This window comes from Rhizobium sp. NFR03 (assembly GCF_900111275.1).
GTDB lineage: Bacteria > Pseudomonadota > Alphaproteobacteria > Rhizobiales > Rhizobiaceae > Ferranicluibacter.
Window position 1 is genome coordinate 686,296 of the sequence record NZ_FOGR01000004.1, and the last position, 21,905, is coordinate 708,200.

General features: G+C 61.4%; 15 protein-coding genes. 8 read left to right on the forward strand and 7 right to left on the reverse strand.

Annotation, left to right across the window (positions count from 1 at the left end):
• Window positions 1-141: 141 nt before the first annotated feature.
• The 3 genes from BSG19_RS16340 to BSG19_RS16350 all read left to right on the forward strand — a co-directional run bounded on the left by BSG19_RS16340 (window position 142) and on the right by BSG19_RS16350 (window position 4,399).
• Entirely contained in the window at window positions 142-3,324 is a 3,183-nt protein-coding gene (locus BSG19_RS16340) for an efflux RND transporter permease subunit (RefSeq protein ID WP_092989036.1), read from the forward strand.
• 144 nt (window positions 3,325-3,468) lie between these two features.
• Window positions 3,469-3,924 carry an Lrp/AsnC family transcriptional regulator gene (locus BSG19_RS16345; protein WP_244529273.1) on the forward strand — a complete coding sequence of 152 codons (456 nt, stop codon included), beginning with the start codon at window positions 3,469-3,471 and terminating at the stop codon, window positions 3,922-3,924.
• A gap of 16 nt (window positions 3,925-3,940) precedes the next feature.
• Window positions 3,941-4,399 (forward strand): RidA family protein, encoded by a 459-nt coding sequence (locus BSG19_RS16350; protein ID WP_092989038.1) that lies wholly within the window; start codon window positions 3,941-3,943, stop codon window positions 4,397-4,399.
• Window positions 4,400-4,417: 18 nt separating this feature from the next.
• Here BSG19_RS16350 and BSG19_RS16355 read toward each other — a convergent pair whose 3' ends face one another.
• The 6 genes from BSG19_RS16355 to BSG19_RS16380 all read right to left on the reverse strand — a co-directional run bounded on the left by BSG19_RS16355 (window position 4,418) and on the right by BSG19_RS16380 (window position 13,695).
• The gene (locus BSG19_RS16355; RefSeq protein ID WP_244529274.1) at window positions 4,418-6,481 is read right to left on the reverse strand and encodes a hybrid sensor histidine kinase/response regulator; all 2,064 of its coding nucleotides are present in this window, start codon (window positions 6,479-6,481) and stop codon (window positions 4,418-4,420) included.
• Window positions 6,465-7,973 carry an ATPase domain-containing protein gene (locus BSG19_RS16360; RefSeq protein WP_092989040.1) on the reverse strand — a complete coding sequence of 503 codons (1,509 nt, stop codon included), beginning with the start codon at window positions 7,971-7,973 and terminating at the stop codon, window positions 6,465-6,467. The genes BSG19_RS16355 and BSG19_RS16360 overlap by 17 nt, the downstream gene beginning before the upstream one ends.
• Before the next feature lie 228 nt (window positions 7,974-8,201).
• Complete coding sequence (locus BSG19_RS16365; protein WP_092989041.1) at window positions 8,202-9,278, reverse strand: lipocalin-like domain-containing protein; 1,077 nt, start codon at window positions 9,276-9,278, stop codon at window positions 8,202-8,204.
• Window positions 9,279-9,282: 4 nt separating this feature from the next.
• The gene (locus BSG19_RS16370) at window positions 9,283-11,691 is read right to left on the reverse strand and encodes an ABC transporter permease (RefSeq protein ID WP_092989138.1); all 2,409 of its coding nucleotides are present in this window, start codon (window positions 11,689-11,691) and stop codon (window positions 9,283-9,285) included.
• Window positions 11,691-12,368, reverse strand: coding sequence for an ABC transporter ATP-binding protein (locus BSG19_RS16375; protein WP_092989042.1), 678 nt, complete (start codon window positions 12,366-12,368; stop codon window positions 11,691-11,693). The genes BSG19_RS16370 and BSG19_RS16375 overlap by 1 nt, the downstream gene beginning before the upstream one ends.
• Before the next feature lie 34 nt (window positions 12,369-12,402).
• A complete protein-coding gene (locus BSG19_RS16380) occupies window positions 12,403-13,695 on the reverse strand; it encodes an MFS transporter (protein WP_092989043.1) in 1,293 nt (430 codons plus the stop codon).
• Window positions 13,696-14,058: 363 nt separating this feature from the next.
• On the opposite strand from BSG19_RS16380, the gene BSG19_RS16385 reads away from it, so the two are divergent.
• Both BSG19_RS16385 and BSG19_RS16390 read left to right on the forward strand, forming a co-directional pair.
• Window positions 14,059-16,191 (forward strand): TonB-dependent hemoglobin/transferrin/lactoferrin family receptor, encoded by a 2,133-nt coding sequence (locus BSG19_RS16385; RefSeq protein ID WP_348272143.1) that lies wholly within the window; start codon window positions 14,059-14,061, stop codon window positions 16,189-16,191.
• 242 nt (window positions 16,192-16,433) lie between these two features.
• A complete protein-coding gene (locus tag BSG19_RS16390) occupies window positions 16,434-18,164 on the forward strand; it encodes an ABC transporter ATP-binding protein (RefSeq protein WP_092989045.1) in 1,731 nt (576 codons plus the stop codon).
• Window positions 18,165-18,239: 75 nt separating this feature from the next.
• Here BSG19_RS16390 and BSG19_RS16395 read toward each other — a convergent pair whose 3' ends face one another.
• The gene (locus tag BSG19_RS16395; protein WP_092989046.1) at window positions 18,240-19,331 is read right to left on the reverse strand and encodes an ROK family protein; all 1,092 of its coding nucleotides are present in this window, start codon (window positions 19,329-19,331) and stop codon (window positions 18,240-18,242) included.
• A gap of 209 nt (window positions 19,332-19,540) precedes the next feature.
• Between BSG19_RS16395 and minC the strand changes: the two genes are divergently transcribed.
• From minC to minE, 3 genes are read left to right on the forward strand one after another with little or no spacing between them, the layout of a single operon-like run.
• Window positions 19,541-20,287: a septum site-determining protein MinC gene (gene minC / locus BSG19_RS16400; RefSeq protein WP_092989047.1), complete on the forward strand. Its 747-nt coding sequence runs from the start codon at window positions 19,541-19,543 to the stop codon at window positions 20,285-20,287.
• A 29-nt stretch (window positions 20,288-20,316) separates the two neighbouring features.
• On the forward strand, window positions 20,317-21,132 hold the full coding sequence (minD, locus tag BSG19_RS16405) for a septum site-determining protein MinD (protein WP_092989048.1): 816 nt from the start codon (window positions 20,317-20,319) through the stop codon (window positions 21,130-21,132).
• The gene (gene minE / locus BSG19_RS16410) at window positions 21,129-21,389 is read left to right on the forward strand and encodes a cell division topological specificity factor MinE (RefSeq protein ID WP_092989049.1); all 261 of its coding nucleotides are present in this window, start codon (window positions 21,129-21,131) and stop codon (window positions 21,387-21,389) included. Before minD ends, minE begins: the two co-directional genes overlap by 4 nt.
• Window positions 21,390-21,905 lie beyond the last annotated feature (516 nt).

Sequence of the window (21,905 nt, forward strand, 5' to 3'; positions counted from 1 at the left end):
CGTCCGGTTCAAGCCGCACTGCGCCGCTCCGAGCCCGGATCGGCGCCGCCATGCCATTCTTCCTATGCCCGTACTCGCGATTGCAATGCCGCGAGCATGGTGTGTTTGTCTTCTGATCATTCCCGGAGAGGGGTTAATGACATGAATATCTCAAGATTTTTCATCGACAGGCCGGTCTTTGCCGGCGTTTTGTCGGTCCTCATCGTCGTCGCGGGCCTGATCGGCATGCGAGCACTGCCGATTTCCGAATATCCGGATGTCGTTCCCCCATCCATCGTCGTGCGCGGAACCTACCCGGGCGCCAACCCGAAAGTCATTGCCGAGACGGTGGCAACGCCGCTCGAAGAGTCCATCAATGGCGTCGAGGACATGCTGTACATGTCGAGCCAGGCCACCGCGGATGGCGTCCTGACGCTGACCGTGACATTCAAGCTGGGAACGGACCCGGACAAGGCGCAGCAACTCGTCCAGAACCGCGTCTCGCAGGCGGAACCCCGTTTGCCGGCCGAGGTGCGGGCGCTGGGCGTGACCACGGTCAAGAGTTCGCCCGACCTGATGATGGTGGTCAATCTCGTTTCCGCCGGCGGGCGCTACGATCTCACCTATTTGCGCAACTATGCCGTTCTCAATATCAAGGACCGGCTGGCCCGTATCGAGGGTGTCGGGCAGGTGCAGGTATTCGGTGCCGGCGACTACTCCATGCGCGTCTGGATCGATCCGCAAAAGGCCGCCGAATACGGGCTTGCTGCAAGCGATATCACGACGGCCATCCGCCAGCAAAACGTCCAGGCCGCAGCCGGCATCATCGGGGCCTCACCGACGCTGCCCGGCGTCGATCTTCAGCTCTCCGTCAATGCGCAAGGCCGTCTGCAAACGCCGGAACAGTTCGGCAATATCATCGTCAAGAGCGGAGCAAACGGTGAGATAACCCGGCTACGCGACGTTGCCCGCATCGAAATGGGTGCTGCCGATTATACGCTCCGCTCGTTGCTTGATGGCGAGCCTGCCGTGGCCGTGCCTGTGTTCCAGGCGCCCGGTTCCAACGCCATCGCCATTTCCGACGATGTCCGCGCCACCATGGCGGAACTGTCGAAAGCCATGCCGGACGGCATTCGGTTCGAGATCGTCTACGATACCACCGAGTTTGTTCGCGCATCCATCGAGAAGGTCATCGATACACTCCTGGAAGCGATCGCTCTCGTCGTCGTCGTCGTGATCCTGTTTCTGCAGACATGGCGGGCGTCGATCATTCCTCTGATCGCGGTTCCCGTCTCGATCATCGGCACATTCGCGGTCATGTACGTCTTCGGCTTCTCGGTCAACGCGCTGACCTTGTTCGGTCTCGTGCTCGCCATCGGTATCGTCGTCGACGACGCGATCGTCGTTGTTGAGAACGTCGAGCGGAATATCGAGAACGGACTTGCACCGCGGGAGGCGACCTATCGCGCGATGCAGGAAGTGTCCGGACCGATCATTGCGATTGCGCTGGTCCTCGTCGCGGTCTTCGTGCCGCTCGCCTTCATCACGGGGCTTTCCGGACAGTTCTACCGTCAGTTTGCCCTGACCATCGCCATCTCCACTGTCATTTCCGCGATCAACTCCCTGACTCTGTCTCCGGCACTCGCAGCACTTCTCCTGAAAGGTCATCATGCCAAGAAGGACATGCTGACGATCGCCATGGACAAGGCATTCGGCTGGTTCTTCCGCGGCTTCAACCGAGCCTTCGGCGCGGCATCGAACGGATACGGCCGCAGCATCGGCGGTCTCCTGTCGCGCAAGAGCGTCGTGATGGTCATCTATCTCGCGCTTGCCGGGGCCACCTATGGCATGTTCAATGCGGTTCCGGGCGGCTTCGTGCCCGCGCAGGACAAGCAGTACCTCATCGGTTTTGCTCAGCTGCCGGATGGCGCAACGCTCGACAGGACGGAGAGCGTCATCAAGAAGATGAGCGATATCGCCTTGCAGCAGCCGGGCGTGAAGAATGCGATCGCCTTCCCCGGCCTGTCGATCAATGGCTTCACGATCGGTTCGAACGCCGGCATCGTCTTCGCCATCCTCGACGACTTCGAGGAACGCACGACACCCGAGCTTTCGGGCGGCGCGATCGCCATGCAGCTGAACCAGAAGTATGCGGGCATCCAGGATGCTTTCATCGCCATGTTCCCGCCGCCGCCAGTCAACGGTCTCGGATCCACGGGTGGCTTCAAGTTGCAGATCGAGGATCGCGCCGGGTTCGGGTATCAGGCTCTGGATGAGGCAACGAAGGCGTTCATCGCCAAGGCATACCAGACGCCGGAGCTCGCAGGCATCTTCTCGAGCTTCCAGATCAACGTGCCGCAGCTCTTTGCAGATCTTGACCGTACGAAAGCCGAACAGCTCGGCGTGTCCGTCACCGACGTGTTCGATGCGTTGCAGATCTATCTCGGTTCGCTTTACGTCAATGACTTCAACGCCTTCGGACGGACCTACAGCGTCCGGGTGCAGGCAGATGCGAAATATCGTGCAAAACCGGAGGATATCGGACAGTTGAAGGTCCGCTCGCAAACAGGCCAGATGATTCCTCTCTCGGCGCTTCTCAAGGTCGATGCAACCACGGGACCCGAACGAACGACACGTTACAACGGCTTCCTGGCGGCCGACGTCAACGGTGCTCCGGCACCGGGTTTCTCGTCTGGACAGGCGCAGGCCGCCATCGAGCAGATCGCCCGCGACACTTTGCCATCGGGCATCGACTTCGAGTGGACGGATCTGACCTACCAGCAGATCCTCGCGGGCAGCTCGGGCTTCCTTGTTTTCCCGCTTGCCTTGCTGCTGGTCTATCTGGTGCTCGCGGCACAGTATGAGAGCCTGACGCTGCCGATTGCGATCATCATGATCGTGCCGATGGGCGTGCTCGCAGCACTGACCGGTGTCTGGTTGACGGGTGGCGACAACAACATCTTCACGCAGATCGGTCTTGTGGTGCTTGTGGGCTTGTCGGCGAAGAACGCGATCCTGATCGTGGAATTCGCACGCGAGCTTGAGTTCGAAGGACGGACGCCGATGCAGGCGGCGGTCGAGGCGAGCCGTTTGCGGTTGCGTCCGATCTTGATGACATCCATGGCATTCATCATGGGCGTGGTGCCGCTGGTCATTTCGACCGGGGCAGGGGCCGAGATGCGCGCCGCCATGGGCATCGCCGTCTTCTCGGGCATGATCGGCGTGACCTTCTTCGGCATCTTCATGACGCCGGTCTTCTATGTGCTGGTGCGCAAGCTGGCAGGAAACCGGCCGCTGAAGATCTCGACGGATGAACATCACACGCATCTTGTGCCGGCGGAGTAGGTCTAAAGGCATTGCTACGGCGAGACGCGCCGCCGAGCCTCAGGTTCGGCGGCGTTTTGCATCTGGGGTAGGTAAGCTCAGGTGACAAACTGCAGAGAACAATGTTAGATCGGTCAGAGCTTTGCGCAAACAGACAGAGTGATTGTGAAATATACGCGAAACGCGACAACCACGACCTACATCCCCGATGACCTCGACCGGCGCATCATCGCCCATCTGAGGGTCGACGGACGAGCATCGCTGTCGAAACTTTCCGATGCGCTGGGTGTTGCTCGAGGCACCGTTCAGAACCGGCTCGATCGTCTTCTGGAGACGGGAACGCTGCTCGGTTTCACAGTGCGGGTGCGGGAGGATTTTGATGCGCAGACCATTCATGCGGTGATGATGATCGAGGTCGTGGGAAAATCGACGACGCAGGTCATTCGTCGTCTGCGCGGAATTCCCGAAATCTACGCGCTCCACACCACGAATGGGAATTGGGATCTCGTTGCGAACATGCGTTCTGCGACATTGTCGGATTTCGATCGCGTCCTGCGCGAGGTGAGGATGATCGAAGGTGTGTCCAACAGCGAGACGAGCCTTCTTTTGAGCAGCGTTTGAGAAGGAGGGGGAGGCGATGAGCGTCTATCGGCGGCTTGAGGAACTGGGTCTGGTCCTGCCGGCACCGCTGGCACCTGGCGGCAATTATGTGCCGGCTAAGAGAGCGGGCGATATGCTGTATCTCGCCGGGCAGGGGGCGGCACGTGCGGAGGGCGGATGGCATACCGGCAAGGTCGGTCGCGATGTCTCGAAAGAAGACGCGCGCGGCCACGCCCGCATCGTCGCGTTGCAGGTCCTGTCTACGGTGCAGCATGCGATTGGCGATCTCGATACGGTCGAGGTTATCAAGGTTTTCGGGATGGTGAATGCCGTGCCGGAATTTACCGAGCACCCGTTCGTCATCAACGGCTTCTCGGACCTTCTGATCGAGGTCATGGGTGAGGACGGCCGCCACGCGCGGTCCGCCATCGGCATGGGCTCCCTTCCCAACGGCATGACGGTGGAGATCGAGACGATCTTGCGGATCAAGCGTTGATGGGCTGGCCCGTCAGGTTCACGGCTGGCAGATAATCCTTGCGATCTCCGCCGCCAGTTGATCCTGCGAGTATGGCTTGCCGAGCCTGGGAATATTCAGCTCGGTGCCGGCCGGAAGCTCTGCATAGCCGGTAGCGATCAGGATTCGGAGATCAGGCCGCATGGCAAGAGCTTGCCGGGCGAGTTCTGCACCGTTCATGCCGGGCATCGAGAAGTCGGTGATCATCAGATCGAAGGCGTCGCCGCTTTCCAACACCCCCAGCGCCTGGCGCCCTGAGTTTGCTTCAACGACGCTATGACCGAGATCTTCGAGCATATCCACGGTGCTCATCGCAATCAGAGCGTCATCATCGACCATGAGAATGCGAAGGGCTTCCGATCTCTGCGACTTTTCGATCATTGGAACCTCAGGCGGCGGCATCTTTTCGGCAAGATCGCTATTGCGCGCGACGGGCAGACGCAGGATGGCGGTGGTGCCTTCTCCCGGGCGGCTGTGCAGTTGCAGGGCGCCCTTTAGCTGAATGGCGAGCCCGTGAATCATGGATAGACCGAGGCCCGTGCCCTTGCCCAGCTCTTTGGTCGAGAAGAAGGGATCGATCGCCTTCCGAAGCGTTTCCGGGTCCATGCCGACCCCCGTATCGGTGACGGAGAGAACGAGATAGCGACCGGCGGAAAGCACATCTGTCGCCATAGCGCGATCTTCGACGTCAAGGCGGATGGTAATCGTTCCGCCGTCCGGCATCGCGTCACGTGCGTTGACGACAAGGTTGAGGAGGGCAAGTTCCAGCTGATTGCTGTCGGCTTCGGCCGGTGGCAGGTCGTTCGCGAACTCACTCTGCAAGGTAATGGCGGACCCGACCGATCGGCGGAGGAGATCTTCCATTTCCGTCACCAGCTTGCGCAGATCGACGGGCCCCACCTGAAGATCCTGCCGGCGCGCAAAGGCAAGCAGACGTTGAGTCAGAGACGCGCCACGACGTGCGCCCTGAACGGCGCCATCGATGAGGCGGACGGCCTTCGCGTCGCCATCGACGTGCTTGCGCAGCAGTTCAAGGTTACCAAGTACCGCCATCAGCAGGTTGTTGAAGTCGTGCGCGACGCCGCCGGTCAACTGACCGATCGCCTCCATCTTCAAGGCCTGACGCAGTTGTTCCTCTGCCTTTTCGCGCTGCGCGACCTCGCTCATGACGACGGCATGGGCTTCCTCAAGCTCCGCCGTCCGCTTCGTCACACGATCCTCCAGCGTCTCGTTGATCTGTCGCTGCTGCTCCTCCAGCCGCCGGCGCTCGGTGATATCGGCGGAAACGCCAACGAGCTTTGCAGGGCGCCCCGTGCGGTCCCGATAGACCTGCGCGCGGATTTCAGCCCAGTGCAGCGAGCCATCCGGCCAGACGACCTTGTATTCGATCGAATAGTCCTGTCCGGTCTCGATGGTCTTGCCCACGGCTGCAATCATCCGCTCCCGATCTTCCGGGTGAATGCTGGCAATCAGCTCTTCATAGGTGAGCGTTTCCGCCGCATCGCGACCAAAGATCGATCGGCACATGACCGAGGTGGTCAACGTTTCTGTCGCGAGGTCGAGCTCCCATGCGCCCAGCCGTCCCGCTTCGAGCGCCGTTGCCAGCCGCCTTTCGCCGTCGTCCAGAGCCTGCATCCGCAAACGGGCCTCGAACTGGCGACGGCGCCCTCGCATCGCCGTGCGCGCGACGCTGATGAATGTCGTCGCGTGGAAGGGCCGCTCGATGAAGCTGACGTTTCCAAGCACCTCGGACAGGCGCGCGGCTGCGGGGTTGCGCTCGGGACCGCCGCCGCGCTGCGTCAGGACGATGAAGGGCAGATCCGACCAGCTTGGTTGCGCCGAAATCCACCCGGAGAGGGGTTTCAGGTCGGCGGAACGGATAGCCTCTTCCGTGATGACGCCGAAAGCCACCTCTTCACCGAGCTGTTCCACGAATTGGCCCATGGTTTCTGCGGGCATCGACGCCATCCCGGCTTCGGCGAGCAGGGAAGCAGCAATTTGGGCATCGCGCCCGGCCGGCGCGAGAACGAGAACGGTCGCGACGCGATCAGAAATTGTCGCCACTCCCATCGGCAAGCGGCATCAGCGTCTGTCCACCGATGGTCAGAACCGGTACGCCGCGAAGAACGCCCTGGAAGCCGACAAGTGGTTCGCCGAGCCGCAGGCCATTCGAGTCTATGCGGTACTCCCGGATCGTATCCTCATGCTGTCCGGTTCGCTTCTTGATGACGGAGACGGCTCGCCGCACAGTTCCCGTCGCCTCGAAGTAACGGAGCAAAATGACCGTATCAGCGAGGTAGGTGACATCGACAGGCGATTTCATGTCGCCGACCAGCCCGTGCTGGGCAACCGTCAGGAAGGTATTGGCACCCTGCCGATTGAGGTATTGCAGCAGCTCGTGGATGTGAAGAATAAGCGCATTCTCTTCCGGCATCGCCGCTTGATAGCCGTTGACGCTGTCGATCAGCACTGTCTTCGCGTTGAAGCGCGTCACGCTGTCGCGAACGCGCTGCGCAAACTCTCCGGGAGACAGTTCGGCAGCATCCACTTGCTCGATATGGAGATGCCCTGCGTCCCGCATTGCCTCCAGATCGATGCCCATGCTTCTGGTGCGTGTGAACAGAAGCCCCAGTTCCTCATCGAAAACGAAGATGGCGGCCGTTTCGCCCCGCTTGATGGCAGCTTCCACGAATTGAAGCCCGAAAAGGCTCTTGCCCGTGCCGGCAGGTCCGATCAACAGTGTGCTCGATCCGCGTGAGATGCCGCCCCCCAGAAGACCGTCCAGCGCCGGTATACCGCTGCTCAGCGTCGTCCGTTCGAAGTCTGTGCGATGTTCGGTAGCGCGCAGCCGCGGAAAGACTGCAACGCCGCCTGTCTCGATGATGTAGTCGTGATATCCGCCGCGGTAGGCCTTGCCACGATATTTGATGATGCGCATTCGTCGGCGCTCGGCCCCATAGTTCGGGGCCAGTTCCTCGAGATGAATGACGCCGTGAACGACACTATGGACGGTCTTGTCGAGCGTATCGGCTGTCAGATCGTCAAGGAGAAGAACGGTCGCGCCGGATTTCGAGAAATAATGCTTGAGCGCAAGAATCTGGCGTCGGTAGCGCAGCGAACTCTGCGCGAGAAGGCGAATTTCCGACAGACTATCGATGACGACGCGGCTCGGGCGAACCCGCTCGAACGCCTCGAAGATCAGCTTGGTGGTTTCGCCCAGTTCAAGGTCGGATGAATAGAGCAGGCTTTGCTGCTGCTCGGAATCCAGCAGGCTCTCCGGCGGCACCAGTTCGAAGATGGTGATGTCCCCGCCGATCTCCATCCCGTGTGAGGCGGCGCTGTTGCGCAGTTCGTCTTCCGTTTCTGAAAGGGTGATGTAAAGGCAGCGCTCACCGCGTGCAGCACCCTCCAGGAGGAACTGCAACGAGATCGTCGTCTTGCCGGTGCCGGGGGAACCCTCCAGAAGAAAGACATGTCGGCGGGACAATCCGCCAGCCAGCACGTCATCAAGGCCTTTTACGCCAGTCAGGGCCATCGAGCCCAACTCGTCCGTCATCGTTTTTCCATTCCTTGGCGGCGCGCGCACCGACCTCAATTCTACCTGCGGCGTCCTGAGAACGAAAATCCGGCCTTGCCTTTTTCGACTGAAATCGCTGCGTTCGTCGTCTGCAAATTATCTCTTACGCTTTGAAAGGTCTAATCCTATTCTTTGGAGGATGCAGTCAAATCGGCGTCAATGCAGCGGGGGATGATGCCCTTTCGCCGAGCCCGCTCTCCTCGCGTTTCAATACCCCGTCATCTCGAGATAACCACGCCCGGAATGACTTCCTGAAAAAGCTATGGGCCCCTCCCAATAGGGGGTTCGGGTTGCCATCCACGCCTGCGGATTGATGGCAGTGGTCGTGATGTCGAGACGGCGTGCGGGCAGTGTCAAGTGCCAGCCGACGGGCACCGTTCGCCCTGAAACCTGCGCCGTGACAACGGGCGACACGGACAGTGCGCCCGGCGGAAGAGGAGAGGGTGTTCCGTCGGCGGCAATCCACGTTGCCGATGTGTAGCCAGCGCCGCTGTCGCGCAGACGAAAGCCCATCAGTTTCTCGCCGGTGTCGAGATGCAGCGAAAACCAGTCCCAGCCGGTTTGGTCCGCAGCGAGCGGCTGAGAGGACCATTCGCGATCGAGCCATGCCTGACCGGTGACGGCGATCTCACCGCCGGGAAGAGAGAGCGTGCCGCTGACGTCATAAAAGGGCTGGGAATAATAATAGCTTGCCTGCCCGGCCGCTGACTTGACGGAGTAGCCCCCTTGGCCCTGGCGAACGAGCGGGCCTTTTGCCGAGAGGTCGAGAGCATAGCTGAAATCCTGCCCCGACGCTTTCAGCGAGACATCCGCAACCGCATCTTTACCCGCCACCGGTGCCGTCGCCTTCATCCGCCAGTCGTCGATCCAGGCATCGAATGGCTCTGCCGTTACGCCGGCTTGTCCGATGCCGCCGCGGGCGAGACGCTCCGCTACGAAGTGCCGCTCCGGCGTCGTCACCGCCGCATGTCCCATCCAGATCTGCGGGCTGGTCCAGCCCTCGCGATCACCCGGCTGCAAGGCCGAGCGGAAAAGTGTCCATTGCACGCCATACGCCTTGCCATCACTGCCCGTGAGATTGGCGGTGATGTACCACCATTCGATGCGGAAATCGGCGTGCGGCCCATGATCGCGCGGGAAGGCGAAATCTTTGCCGGGCAGCGGTACGGCAAAGCCTTCGGCCGTCGTCCCGAGCCCCGCAAACCCCTGTGCCACCGCCACAAGCGGCTGGGCAACGCTAAGCAGAACGGACATCACGAGCGAAATGATTGTCCGGATGTGCATTGGCCTAGCGTTCATTTGCAAAGACCCTCAGAAGATCCGACGGCGCGACAGCTGCAAGCTGGCGCAGGGGGATGAAGGCAGAGAGCAGGCTCGCGGCAAGCGCGAGCGCTGCAAGGCGAACCCAGTCCATGGGAAAGATGTGCATTGGGAGCTTCCAGCCGAAGGCCTCGACGTTGACGACGGAAAGCAGCACCCAGGCCAGTCCGAGCCCGACCGGAAGGGCTGCCAGTAGTGTGATCGCGGCGAGGACAAGGGTCCGGGCAAGTTCGAGGAGCACGAGCTGTCGCCGCGTCAGCCCCATCGCCCAGATAGGCGCGAGTTGCGGCAGGCGCATGGTCGAGAGCGTCATGAGGCTTGCAAACATGGCAAGACCGGCAACGCCGAGGGTGAGAATGTTGAGCGCGGCCGTCACAGAAAAGGTCTGCTCGAAGATGTCGAGTGAACGACGCTTGAGGCTCGCCTGATCGACGAGGTTTTCCGGCGGGAGATCGAAACGCTCGCGCAACGCCTCCGAGATGACGTCGATCTTGTCGGACGGTAGGCGCAGACCGTAGCGGAGGCGTGCAACGTCCGGATAGTGCGTCGTCAGAGCGTCGATGCCGATCATGACCTGGGGAAGGGGATTGCCGTAGTCGGAGTAGACGCCGGCGACCGTCGTCGTCCAGCCGCCGGGAAGCATCAGGCTGTCGCCGATGACGAGCCCATCCCGCCGCGACAACTGCTCGTTGATCAGCGCACCCGTCCCCTTCGCCACACGATCCCACGTGTCCGGCACACTTGCGAGGAGCGGCCAGTTGTTGCGGTAGGTCGGATGGTCTGCAACACCGAATATCTCCGCCGGAGCGCCCCGTACCTCGCCCGAGACACTCCAGATCGGCAGAACTGCATCCACACGGCCGGCAAGCCAGCCGCGCAGATCTGCCGCCTGAGCCTCGTCGCGAGCTGTGACGTAGAGTTCGGCGGCAAGCCTCTGGTCGAGCCAGCCGGTGAAGGTCAACCGAAAGCTCGAAACCATGGTTCCCACACCGATATTGGCGGAGAGGGCCAGGAGCAGGGCCATCAGGGCGAGCGAAAGCCCGGGTAGTTGCTGACGTGTATCTGCCCAGAACCACTCCCCGATCGGCCGCTTGGTCACCCTCTGCATGAGCGCGAGAAACGCGGCGAGAAGCACCGGCAGCAGGAGAGCGGCACCGAGAAGGAGGCCGCCAAGCACCGAGAAGCCGACGACGAGGCCCGAGCCGAAAACGGCAAGGACAATCGTTGTCGCAAATAGCGCGATAGCCGCGACTGCTTGAAGCCGAAGCCCCAGCTCTGACGCGCGCGCCCAGGCTCGCGGCTGGGCCGGTGCCAGGAGGGGCATGCGCCAGACCCGCCATAGGCTCTGCGCGGCCGCAGCCAGCGTGCCGAAGAGCGCGATAGCCAGGCCGGATGCCCACCATTCCGGCCGCAGGGTCAGGGTTCCGGGAACGCTGGCGCCATAAAGCCCCTGCAATGTTGCGGCCACACCCGGAAGGAGGACGGATCCCACGAGATAGCCGAGAAGAACGCCGGCGACACCCGCGACAAGCGCGAAGCCGACCAGTTCTGCGAGAAGCAGGCCGGTCAGCGTCGTTGCGGGCAAGCCGAGCGAGCGAAGGGTGCGAAAGGTCGCGCGGCGCTGCTCGAAGGCAAGGCCGATTGCGGAATAGACGATGAAGAGGCCGACGGCGAAGGCTAGAAACCCGAAAGCGGTGAGGTTGAGATGAAAGCTGTCGGTCAGGCGGGCGAGATCGCCTTGAGCATCCGGCGTCTTGACGACGAGGCCCGGGGCGAGCTGCTCGATGGGAGGCAAGCCCTGCCGCTGCTCGGATGCGACGATCAGCTGGCTGATGTCACCCGGTTTTCCAAGTAGTCGCTGGGCGGTGCCGATATCGGTCATGCCGATGCCGGAGAGAAGCGAAGCGGTGACCTTCAGAGGTGGCAGGGATTGCCCCGAAAGCCTTTCTGCCGTTTCCGCTGAAACGTAGAGCAGGCCGGGCGGCGTGAGGAAGGCGAGGAGATCGCCGTCTCGACCGATGTCAGCCTCCAGTCCTTCGGCGGGCATGGTGAGGGGATCGATGCCGATCAGATGCAGACGCGTCGGTCCGAGACGGAGCGTTCCCTCGATCACGGGGGAGACGAGCCAGCCGGCGCGGCGAAGTGCGATGTAAGCAGATTGGGTAATCGGCGCGCCTGTGGCACTGACGATCCGGTCGAGGCGGTCCTGCCCGAGCGTGGCCGCCGCGCGATCATAGCTTGCGCGCGCCTCTGCGTTGATGGCTTGAACGCCGGACCAGAGGGCTGTCGCCAGCGACAGGCCAAGGAGCAGCATGACGAGCTGTAGCGGTCGTCTGCGCCAGTGCGAGAGGAGCGCTGCCATCGCCGCACGGCGCATCATTCTGTCCGTTCCGCGGTTTGATCTATGCGCCCGGAGCGCAGATGGATGCGACGATCGAGTTGCCCTGCCAGCCGGCGGGAGTGTGTGACCATCAGCAGCGAGGACCCGGTCTCCGCGACGAGCGACAGCATCAGCGCCATCACGGCGTCACCCGTGGCCTCGTCCAGATTTCCGGTCGGTTCGTCCGCCAGCACCAGCTTCGGACGCGCTGCGAGTGTGCGGCCGATGGCGACACGTTGCTGCTGGCCGCCTGAAAGTTGCTCCGGATACCGGGTCAGCAACTGATCGAGCCCCAGCCTCTTGGTCAACCGCTGCTGCCAGTCAGCATCGAAACGCCCGGCAAGGCGGGCATGGAAGGCAAGGTTTGCTGCGACTGTCAGGGATGGGATCAGGTTGAACTGCTGGAAAACCAGCCCCACCGTCGATCTGCGGAGGGTCGCCCGCCCTTTGTCGTCAAGCCCGCCGATCTCCTGCCCGTCGACCGTGATCCGGCCAGCATCGGGATGGTCGAGGCCGGCCACCAGATGGAGGAGCGTGCTCTTGCCGCTGCCCGATTCCCCGGTCAGCGCCAGGCTGCGACCGGCATCGAGTGAGAGGTCGATGCTCTGGAGAACGTCAAGCCGGCCTTCCGCTGTCTGATAGCTCTTCGACACGTCTTCTAGAACGACGAGCATGAATGTCCGATCTCAAGGTTTGTCATCGCCCTGCTCATGCGAGGCTCGTTCCTTCTCTCGCCATACGTCGGGCTGTGATCCGGGCTGTCATGATGACCAGCAGGCCGGCAGCGGTCAGGCAGGCCGCCAGGAAGAACATCGGTGCGATGGTGCTGCCCGTCGCGTCCTTGATCCAGGGGACGACGTTCTGCGCGATGAACCCGCCAAGATTGCCGACCGAGTTGATCGCGGCGAGGCCTGCAGCCGCGCCTGCGCCCTTCAGGAAGCGGGAGGGCAGGCTCCAGAACACCGGTTGCCCGGAGAAGATGCCGGCCGCAGCGATGCAGAGGAAGGCGAACTGTAGAGTGTGATTGGGAACGACAGCGGAAAGGACAAGGCAGGCGGCGCCGACGAAGGCGGGGATAACGATGTAAGGCGTCTTGGTCACGGCCTTATCCGCCATGGCCGGCACCGCCCAGAGCGAGACGGCGACGAGCAACCAGGGAATGATGTTGAGGAAGCCGTTGACCGTGTTGCTGACGCCGAACTCTCGCACGATGGTCGGCAGCCAGTAGCTGAGGCCGTAAGCTGCGAGCGGAAAGCCGATGAAGCAGAGCGCCATCAGCAAAACCTGAGGGTTGAGCAGCGCTCTGAGCCCGTTGCCGGCGTGATCGTCAATACCGGCATTTTCTGCGGCCAGCGTATCGCGGAGCCAGGCCTTCTCCTCCACGGACAGGAAGTTTGCCTTCTCGGGACGATCGACGAGATAGAACAAGGTGACGATGCCAGCAATGATGGCGGGAACACCTGTTGCAATGAATACCCACTCCCAGCCGGCATAGCCGAGCATGCCATCAAGATCGAGCAGGATGCCGCCGAGCGGCGCGCCGATGGCATTGGCGATCGCGCTGAAGATCATGAACAACCCCACCATGCGAGCGCGGTAGGACGAGGGAAACCAGAGCGTCAGGAGGTAGAGAACGCCCGGGAAGAAGCCGGCTTCGCAGACGCCGAGCAGGAAGCGCAGGATGTAGAACATCGTCGGGCTGGATGTGTAGGCCAGCGCGACCGTGACCATGCCCCAGGTGACGAGAATGCGGGCAAACCACTTTCGCGCGCCGAAGCGCTCGAGGAACAGGTTGCTCGGAACCTCAAACAGGAAGTAGCCGATGAAGAACAGGCTCGCGCCGAGGCCGTAGGCATATTCGCTCATGCCGAGCGCTCCGACCATGTCGAGCTTCGCATAGCTGACATTCTGACGGTCGATGTAGGCGATCAGATAGAGGATGCCGAGGAATGGCATCAATCTCCAGGTGATTTTCGATATCACGGTCTTTTCCACGGGCAGTCCTCCGTCGTCGTCATGCCAGGCTTTGCTCGGCTCTCACGGACAAGCTTTCGCTATCACCTAGAACCGCCCGCAATCTTGTCCATGTCGCCGCGGGTTTTCGCCGGTGCCATGCCTTGGGGCGATCCTTCCAGATACCGATTTTTTAATATTGACAGAAATACTCATGTTTAATAGCTGTCGGATCGGGGGCAGGCATCCGTCTGTCAGTTCATTGTGTTGGCCACGTCATGTCATCTCCGCGGGACCCTGCGGCGGAAGGCTTTCGTGTGCCTGCTGAAAGGAAGCGAAATGGTATCCCGGGGCTTGCGGTCCGTACTCCTTGCCTGCTCATCTCTCATGGTCGTCGGGGCATTCGTGCCTGTGACGTCGCCAACGTTGGCGCAGGATGCGCCGCCTGCTCAGGGCACGGCCGCCGCGCAGGAGCAGACGGCGCTGCCGACGATCATCGTCAAGGGCAAGCGCGTGCGGCAGGGCGCTCCGGAGGATACCCCGCTCGCGACCCGCACCACCGCCGAACAGATCGCCGAGAAGGATATCGACGACCTCGACGACCTCGGCGATACCACCGAGCCGGGCGTCAGCTTCGTGTCGGCCACGAAGAGCGTCAACATCCGCGGTCTGGAAGCCGACCGCGTGCTGACGACGATCGACGGCATCCCGGTGCCGTATCTGTCGGACGGCGTGCGCGGCTCGCAGGGCGGGGTCGATACCTACGACTTCGCCTCGCTCGGCACGGTCGATATCCTGCGGGGCGCGGATTCCAGTCGCGCCGGTTCCGGTGCCCTCGGCGGTGCCGTCATCCTGCGCACGCTGGAGCCGGAAGACCTGATCGCGGACGGAGCTACGGTGGGTGGCGTCGCCAAGCTCGGCTATGACGGCTCAGACCATTCGTTGATCGGTGCCGCAGCGGTCGCCAAGCGCTTCGACAATACCTCCGTCCTCTTCCAGAGCTCTTACAAGTACGGGCACGAAGAGGAAACGGGCGGCGATGTCGGCGGTTACGGTGCGACCCGTACCGAGGCCGAGCCACAGGATCTCAATCGCCGCAACATCCTCTTCAAGGTCCGCCAATCGCTGGAAGGCGGGCACACAATCGGCATGACGGCCGAGCACTACGACCAGAACACGACCACGAACCTGCGTCAGATGCAGGGTGGGACTTATCAGGCCGATGACTATGACCGCGACTCGGACAAGAAGCGCGATCGCCTGTCGCTCGACTATTTCTTCGACGCGACGAGCGGCGACAGCTGGATCGACAGCGCTTTTGCGACCGTCTATTTCCAAAGAGCCGAGCGTGTCGAGGGCACGCACGGCACGCGCCTGACCGATCCGAAGGGTTACTACATGCGTTCGAGCGATAACGAAGCACGCTCGTACGGCGCAAGCGGCTATGCCAATTCCAGCTTCGATACCGGCCTGCTCAACCATCAGGTCACGTTCGGGGGCAACATCGACTTTACCAGGACGAGCCAGTACCAGAAAGGTGACGACAGCTGCGACGAATTCTACGTCCCGACCTGCGCCAACTACCACAACAACCGCTCCGACATGCCCGACACCGATACCCTCATGGTCGGCCTTTTTGCGGAAGACAAGATCGGGCTCGGCAATAGCGGGGTGTCCCTGACCCCCGGCCTGCGCCTCGACTGGTACCGCCACGATCCGCAGGAAACCTCGACCTACACCAGCATCGGCAGCAGCCCCGATCTCCCCGAGGGCCAGAGCGATTTCCGGCTTTCTCCGAAGCTCCGGGCCGCCTGGCAGGTGCGTCCGGATGTGGAACTGTTCGCGCAGGTGACGACCGGGTTCAAGGCGCCAAGCGTTACGCAGCTTTATATGAACTACGACAACGCTCCGCTTTACAGGCAGATCGGCAATCCGGATCTCGACCCGGAAACGAGCTACGGCTTCGAAGCAGGGGCGAACTTCGGCGATGAGGACTTTGGCGGGCGGATATCAGCCTTTACCACGCGCTACAAGAACTTCATCGATACGGAAACGACGCCTGAAGCAGGCTATCGTGTCGGAAGTATCGAATACTTCAACCGGGAGCGCGTCCGTATTTCGGGCATCGAAGCGCGCGCGCAGAAGACCTTCTCGTCCGGCATCGACGTTCACGGATCGCTTGCTTATGCCCGCGGGACCGATCTCGACACGGACGAATTGCTCTCCTCCGTCGCACCGTTGAAGGCGATCGTCGGTGTCGGCTACAACACCGAGTTCTGGGGAACGGATCTCAGCCTCGTTACCGCCGCTGCTGTGGACGAAGATTCCATCGCAGCAACCAAGCCCGGGGGCTACGGCATCGTCAACCTCACCGGCTGGTGGGAGCCTGAACAGACCAAGGGCCTGCGCATTCAGGGCGGCGTCTACAATCTCTTCGACAAGACCTATTTCGACGCTCTCGAAGTCAAGGATATCGCCAACGCCTCTGAATTCTACTCAGAAGCCGGCCGCTACTTCAAGATTTCCCTGACGCAGAAATTCTGAGGCGACGGGTCGGAATACCAACTGTCCTCTCCCGCGTTCTCTCTTTGACTCAAGGGTGCGGGAACATGCGGGCAAGCCGGCGGCTTGCCCGCATGCCGTTTCAGCCTGTGGCATCTTTGCTTTAGGCCTTTGGCTCGACGCATGACGACATTCCGAAACTGCTGCACACTTTCGGTCAAGATGCGTTAGAAGGCTGCATCGGCGTTCTCAGGAACGGCCACACGCATATCAAGAGCTTCGGCATGAATGATCTTATCAGGCGGTTCGCCGCCTATTACCGCCCGCACCGCAATCTCTTCCTGCTGGATTTCTCCTGCGCGATCTCCGCGGGCTTGCTCGAACTGGTCTTCCCCCTTGCCGTCAAGCTTTTCATCGACCGGCTGCTGCCGACCAACCAGTTCGGCCTGATCGGTCTCGCCGGTCTCGGCCTGCTTGTGATCTATGTCGTGAATGCAGGGCTTCAGGTCGTGGTCACCTATTGGGGGCACATGCTTGGTATCCGCATCGAGACGGAGATGCGCCGCAAGGCCTTCGACCATCTTCAGAAACTTTCCTTCGGCTATTTCGACAACCAGAAGACCGGCCATCTCGTCGCGCGGTTGACGAAGGACCTCGATGAAATCGGCGAGGTTGCCCACCACGGCCCCGAGGATGTCTTCATCGCGGTCATGACACTCGTCGGCGCGTTCATCCTCATGATGTTCGTGCATGTGCCGCTTGCGCTGATCACCGCGCTCATCGTACCGCTCGCAGCCTTCGTCACCACGCGCTACGGAACGCGGATGACGGTCAACTCGCACGCGCTCTACGGCAGGGTCGCCGAGTTCAACGCGCGCATCGAGGAGAACGTCGGCGGCATCCGCGTCGTTCAGGCCTTCGCGAACGAGGATCATGAGCGCGCGCTATTTGCGCAGAACAATGCCGGATATCAGCGCACCAAGCTCGAAGCCTACAAGTTCATGGCGGCCTCTACTTCGTTGTCCTATCTCTCGATGCGCTTCGTGCAGGTGGCGGTCATGCTGGCAGGGGCATGGTTTGTCGTTCGCGGTGAACTGACCGCAGGCGGCTTCGTCGGCTTCCTGCTCCTCGTCGGCGTGTTCTTCCGTCCGATCGACAAGATCAACTCTGTCATTGAAACCTATCCAAAAGGCATAGCAGGGTTTCAGCGCTACCAGCAGTTTTTGCAGACCGAACCGGACATTGCCGATCGCGCCGGGGCCACGCCCGTCGATCGTCTCAGGGGCGATATCGTCTATCGAGGCGCGGGCTTTGGCTACCAAGGCGGACGCCCGATCCTGCGTGATCTCGACCTTTCGGTGCGTGCCGGCGAAACCGTCGCCTTCGTCGGGCCGTCGGGTGCCGGCAAGACCACCATCTGTTCGCTGTTGCCGCGATTCTACGAGGTGACCGAGGGGGCCATCACCATCGACGGGATCGACATTCGCGACATGACGCTGAAGTCGCTACGCTCCAACATCGGCATCGTCCAGCAGGACGTTTTCCTGTTTGCGGGAACGATCCGCGAAAATATCGCTTACGGGCGCCTTGGTGCATCCGAAGCCGATATTCTGGAGGCCGCCAAACGTGCCCGTCTCGATGCCGTCATTGCAGCGCTGCCGGAGGGGCTCGATACGGTTATCGGCGAACGTGGCGTAAAACTGTCGGGCGGGCAGAAGCAGAGGCTCGCGATCGCGCGCATCTTCCTCAAAAACCCGCCGATACTCATTCTGGATGAAGCGACGTCGGCACTTGATACCGAAACCGAGCGTGCCATCCAGCAATCCCTCAGCGAGCTTGCGCAAGGACGAACGACGCTGGTGATCGCTCACCGGTTGGCGACGATCGCAAATGCTGACCGGATCATGGTGGTGGAGAACGGACGGATTGCCGAGCAGGGCACGCATGCTGAACTGCTTGCCCTGTCCGACAGCCGCTATCGCCGTCTTCAGGCGCCCCTTGCCGAGGGCGCCTGACCCCTGCGAACCCGCTGCGGGTCACTGGATATCTGAAAAACGCCGGTCCCAGGAGGACAGATCAAGGCCTCGCGCTCAAGCCTTGGTCTTCGTCTTGTTAACGAAATGCGCGTTGCCAAGGCCGGTGCCGATCGTCAGCACCGCCCATTTGGACACATCATGCATGAAGGGAATTTGCGAGAGACCCTGAACGACGGCGTCGTTGTGCATCATCACGAAGGTCTCGTGCCCGCCGATCTTTGGAATGGCATTCTTGATAGCAGCGGGAAGGTTGAAGCTGTCGCTTTCCCAGTTCCCACCAGGCAAGTTCTGCCCGCCGCGTTCGATCGAGCCGTCCGCCTGGATGATTCCCGGGCAGCCGATACCGATCAGTGGTGCCGGCTCCAGCTTTTCCTTCTCGGCGCGCGCGATGAGATCCTTCAGCATCGCGATCAGACGTTCAACGGCTGCGCTGCGGCTCGGACGATCATCCGAATGCCGCCAGATCTCCGACTGCCACACGGCGGCCTCTTCAAGGTAATGCTTGTCGTCGGCCTTCGCTTTGCCGAGATCGACGACACCGGCGCGAATATTCGTGCCACCGATATCAACAGCGAAAATCGCCTTGTGACCCTTCAGCATCCACGCCGGCATCAGGTGAACAGAGCCGATCAGCCCGGCATCGTCAGGGTGGTGAACGACCGGGACCAGATGGACGTGCACGCCGCGCTCCGCAAGCAGCATCTCGCTGCGTGCAATGGCAAGCTCGCCAGAGCGGCTCTGACGAAAGCCTCCACCGATCACGATTCGCTTCGTGCCGGCCCAATGCTTCTGTTTCAGGAAGCGCGTGACGACGTCGGCGAACTCCTGCGAGAAGTCCTCGATCGCGCTCCACACCAGCGCGGAGGCCTGCGTGTCCTTGCCCTTGAGCAGGGCGTCGATGTCGCGCTTTGGCAGATCTGCCGTAGCAACCTTGCCAATCGGGTCGATCCCGACCTCGCGCATTACGCTTCGCCAGCGATCCAGCTTTTCCCGAAACTCGCCCTTCGTCGCCTTATCGCCGATGAAGCCATCCTTGTCGCGAATCTCTATGTTGAAGTCGTCGATGGTTAGTGCCGGTAAGTCGAGAGCTCCATTCGTCAGGGGCCCCACGGCCTGATCCTGTGTCGCAGTCTTTGACGTACCCATCAATCATCGATCCCTTCATCTGCAGTGGGTTGGCAACGTACCGCCGCCGCGGATGTTCCCTTGCCTTCGAACACAGCGATCAAGAAACCCCTTAAATAGGACGGGAAAAGGCCATTTCGGCCGTTCCGCAAGCTCTAGGCAAGGCCGTTCCTGTTAACCTTTCATTAACCGTCCTCACGATAGACATTGTAAACGAATCCTTAACCTAGATGAACAAAGTGCCAACAGACGCCCGCTCGATCCGTATCAAGGGCCGCTCCTTTCTCGCGGTCGTCCTCTCTCCGGACCTCCCGCTCGATGCGTGGCTGATCCGGCTGGACGACCTTGCCGCGCGCTCGGCCGGTTTCTTCTTCGGCCGCCCTGCGGTTCTGGATGTAGCCGACCTCAAGCTCGATCGTGCCCAGTTGAAGGAATTGGTCGATGAACTGACCCGCCGCAACGTCAGCATCATGGGCATCGAGGGCGCGCGTCCTTCTGCGATCGCGCCTGGCATGCCGCCCGCGCTGAAAGGTGGCCGTCCAGCCTCAGACTTCGAGGTGACGACCAGCGATCCGGCAGAAGCCGGGACACAAGACGATGCTGCACCCGAGGCGGGCGAAGTCCGTGCGGAAGAACCTCGCCCGGCGCTCCAGTCGCTTGTCATCCGGGAACCGGTCAGGTCCGGGCAATCCGTCGTCTTTACGGAAGGCGATGTCACTATCGTTGGTTCGGTAGCCTCTGGCGCCGAGATCATCGCTGGCGGCTCGATCCATATTTACGGAGCCCTTCGCGGTCGCGCCATGGCAGGCGCCGTCGGCAACGCATCCGCGAGAATCTTCTGCCGGAAGCTCGAGGCCGAACTGGTCGCGATCGATGGCGTCTACAAAATGGCTGAAGACATGGCCCCTGGTCTCCGCGGACAATCTGTCCAGCTGTGGCTGGAGGACGATGCAATCATGGCAGAGAAACTCAAGTGAGCCGGATACGGCCAAAACAGGAGAGCAAGATGGGGAAAGTCATCGTCGTTACGTCAGGCAAGGGTGGGGTCGGCAAGACCACGTCCACGGCCGCCCTCGGTGCCGCCCTGGCTCAGAGGAATGAAAAAGTCGTCGTGGTCGACTTCGATGTCGGGCTGCGCAACCTCGATCTCGTGATGGGTGCGGAACGCCGCGTCGTCTACGATCTGATCAACGTCATCCAGGGCGACGCCAAGCTGCCGCAGGCGCTCATCCGCGACAAGCGGCTCGAAACCCTGTTCCTGTTGCCGGCGTCGCAGACGCGCGACAAGGACAATCTGACCGAAGAGGGCGTCGAACGCGTCATCGCCGAGCTGAAGCAGCATTTCGACTGGATCATCTGCGATAGTCCGGCCGGCATCGAACGCGGCGCGACGCTTGCCATGCGGCATGCCGACGTTGCCGTCGTCGTCACCAATCCGGAAGTCTCCTCCGTTCGCGACAGCGACCGCATCATCGGCCTGCTCGATTCCAAGACGCTGAAGGCAGAAAACGGCGAGCGGATGGAAAAGCACCTCCTCCTCACCCGCTACGACCCGATCCGGGCGGAGCGTGGCGACATGCTGAAGGTCGAGGACGTTCTCGAAATCCTGTCCATCCCGCTTCTCGGTATCATCCCCGAAAGCATGGATGTCCTGCGCGCATCCAACATCGGCGCGCCGGTGACGCTGGCTGATGTCCGCTGCCCGCCCGCCATGGCGTATTTCGACGCCGCCCGCCGGCTCGCCGGCGAGACCCTGCCGGTCACAATCCCGGGTGAAAAGCGCAGCCTGTTCGGCAAGATCTTCGCACGGAGGGCTGCATGAGCATTTTCCGCCTTTTCACCAAACAGAGGTCCGCGCCGATGGCGCGCGAGCGGCTGCAGGTTCTGCTTGCGCATGAACGCGGTGCTGCCGGTTCCGATCTCGTCGCGATCCTGCGCGAGGAGATCCTCGCTGTCATTGCCAAGCATGTCCAGATCGATAGAGACAAGGTTCACGTGAAGATGGACCGGGATGAACATATGTCGATCCTGGAGATCGACGTGGAGATCCCGCTGGACGCCACCAAGCAAGCAGCCTGATACCTCACGATATCAATCTATCGGCGCGGCCGCGACAAGATCGCAGCCGCGCCGATTTGGTTTTCAGCAGGTTGGTCTCGCCAGGCTGACAACCTTTCTGAACGACGCCCGGTGCTGCCGCCTCGGGCGTCGTTTTCGTTTACGGCCGGGCCGATATTCGGAAGAAGCTGGAATTTGACAAAGATTACAGCGGCTTGTCACTTTTATGAACTTTTTCGGACTGGGGCTGTTGACGAAACCTCATGCTCGGATCTATAAACCGCACACCAACGAGGGCGGCGGCGCTGCTGGCGACCAACGAACTCGCTCTGAAGTTTCTTGACTTTGTGGCGGCTTGGCGGTTTCGGGCAGATGTGCTTGAGGCTCTTGGCGGTGAGATTTTGCGGTGTTTGGGCTTACGGGCTTTGGGCATTTGCGGTTTGGACGGGCTTTAGGTCTGTCGGTTTTTTGACAATTGAAGATGAGAAAGAGAAACGTGGGCGGCGGATGTTGCGCGGATCGGGAAGGGTTTTCGGA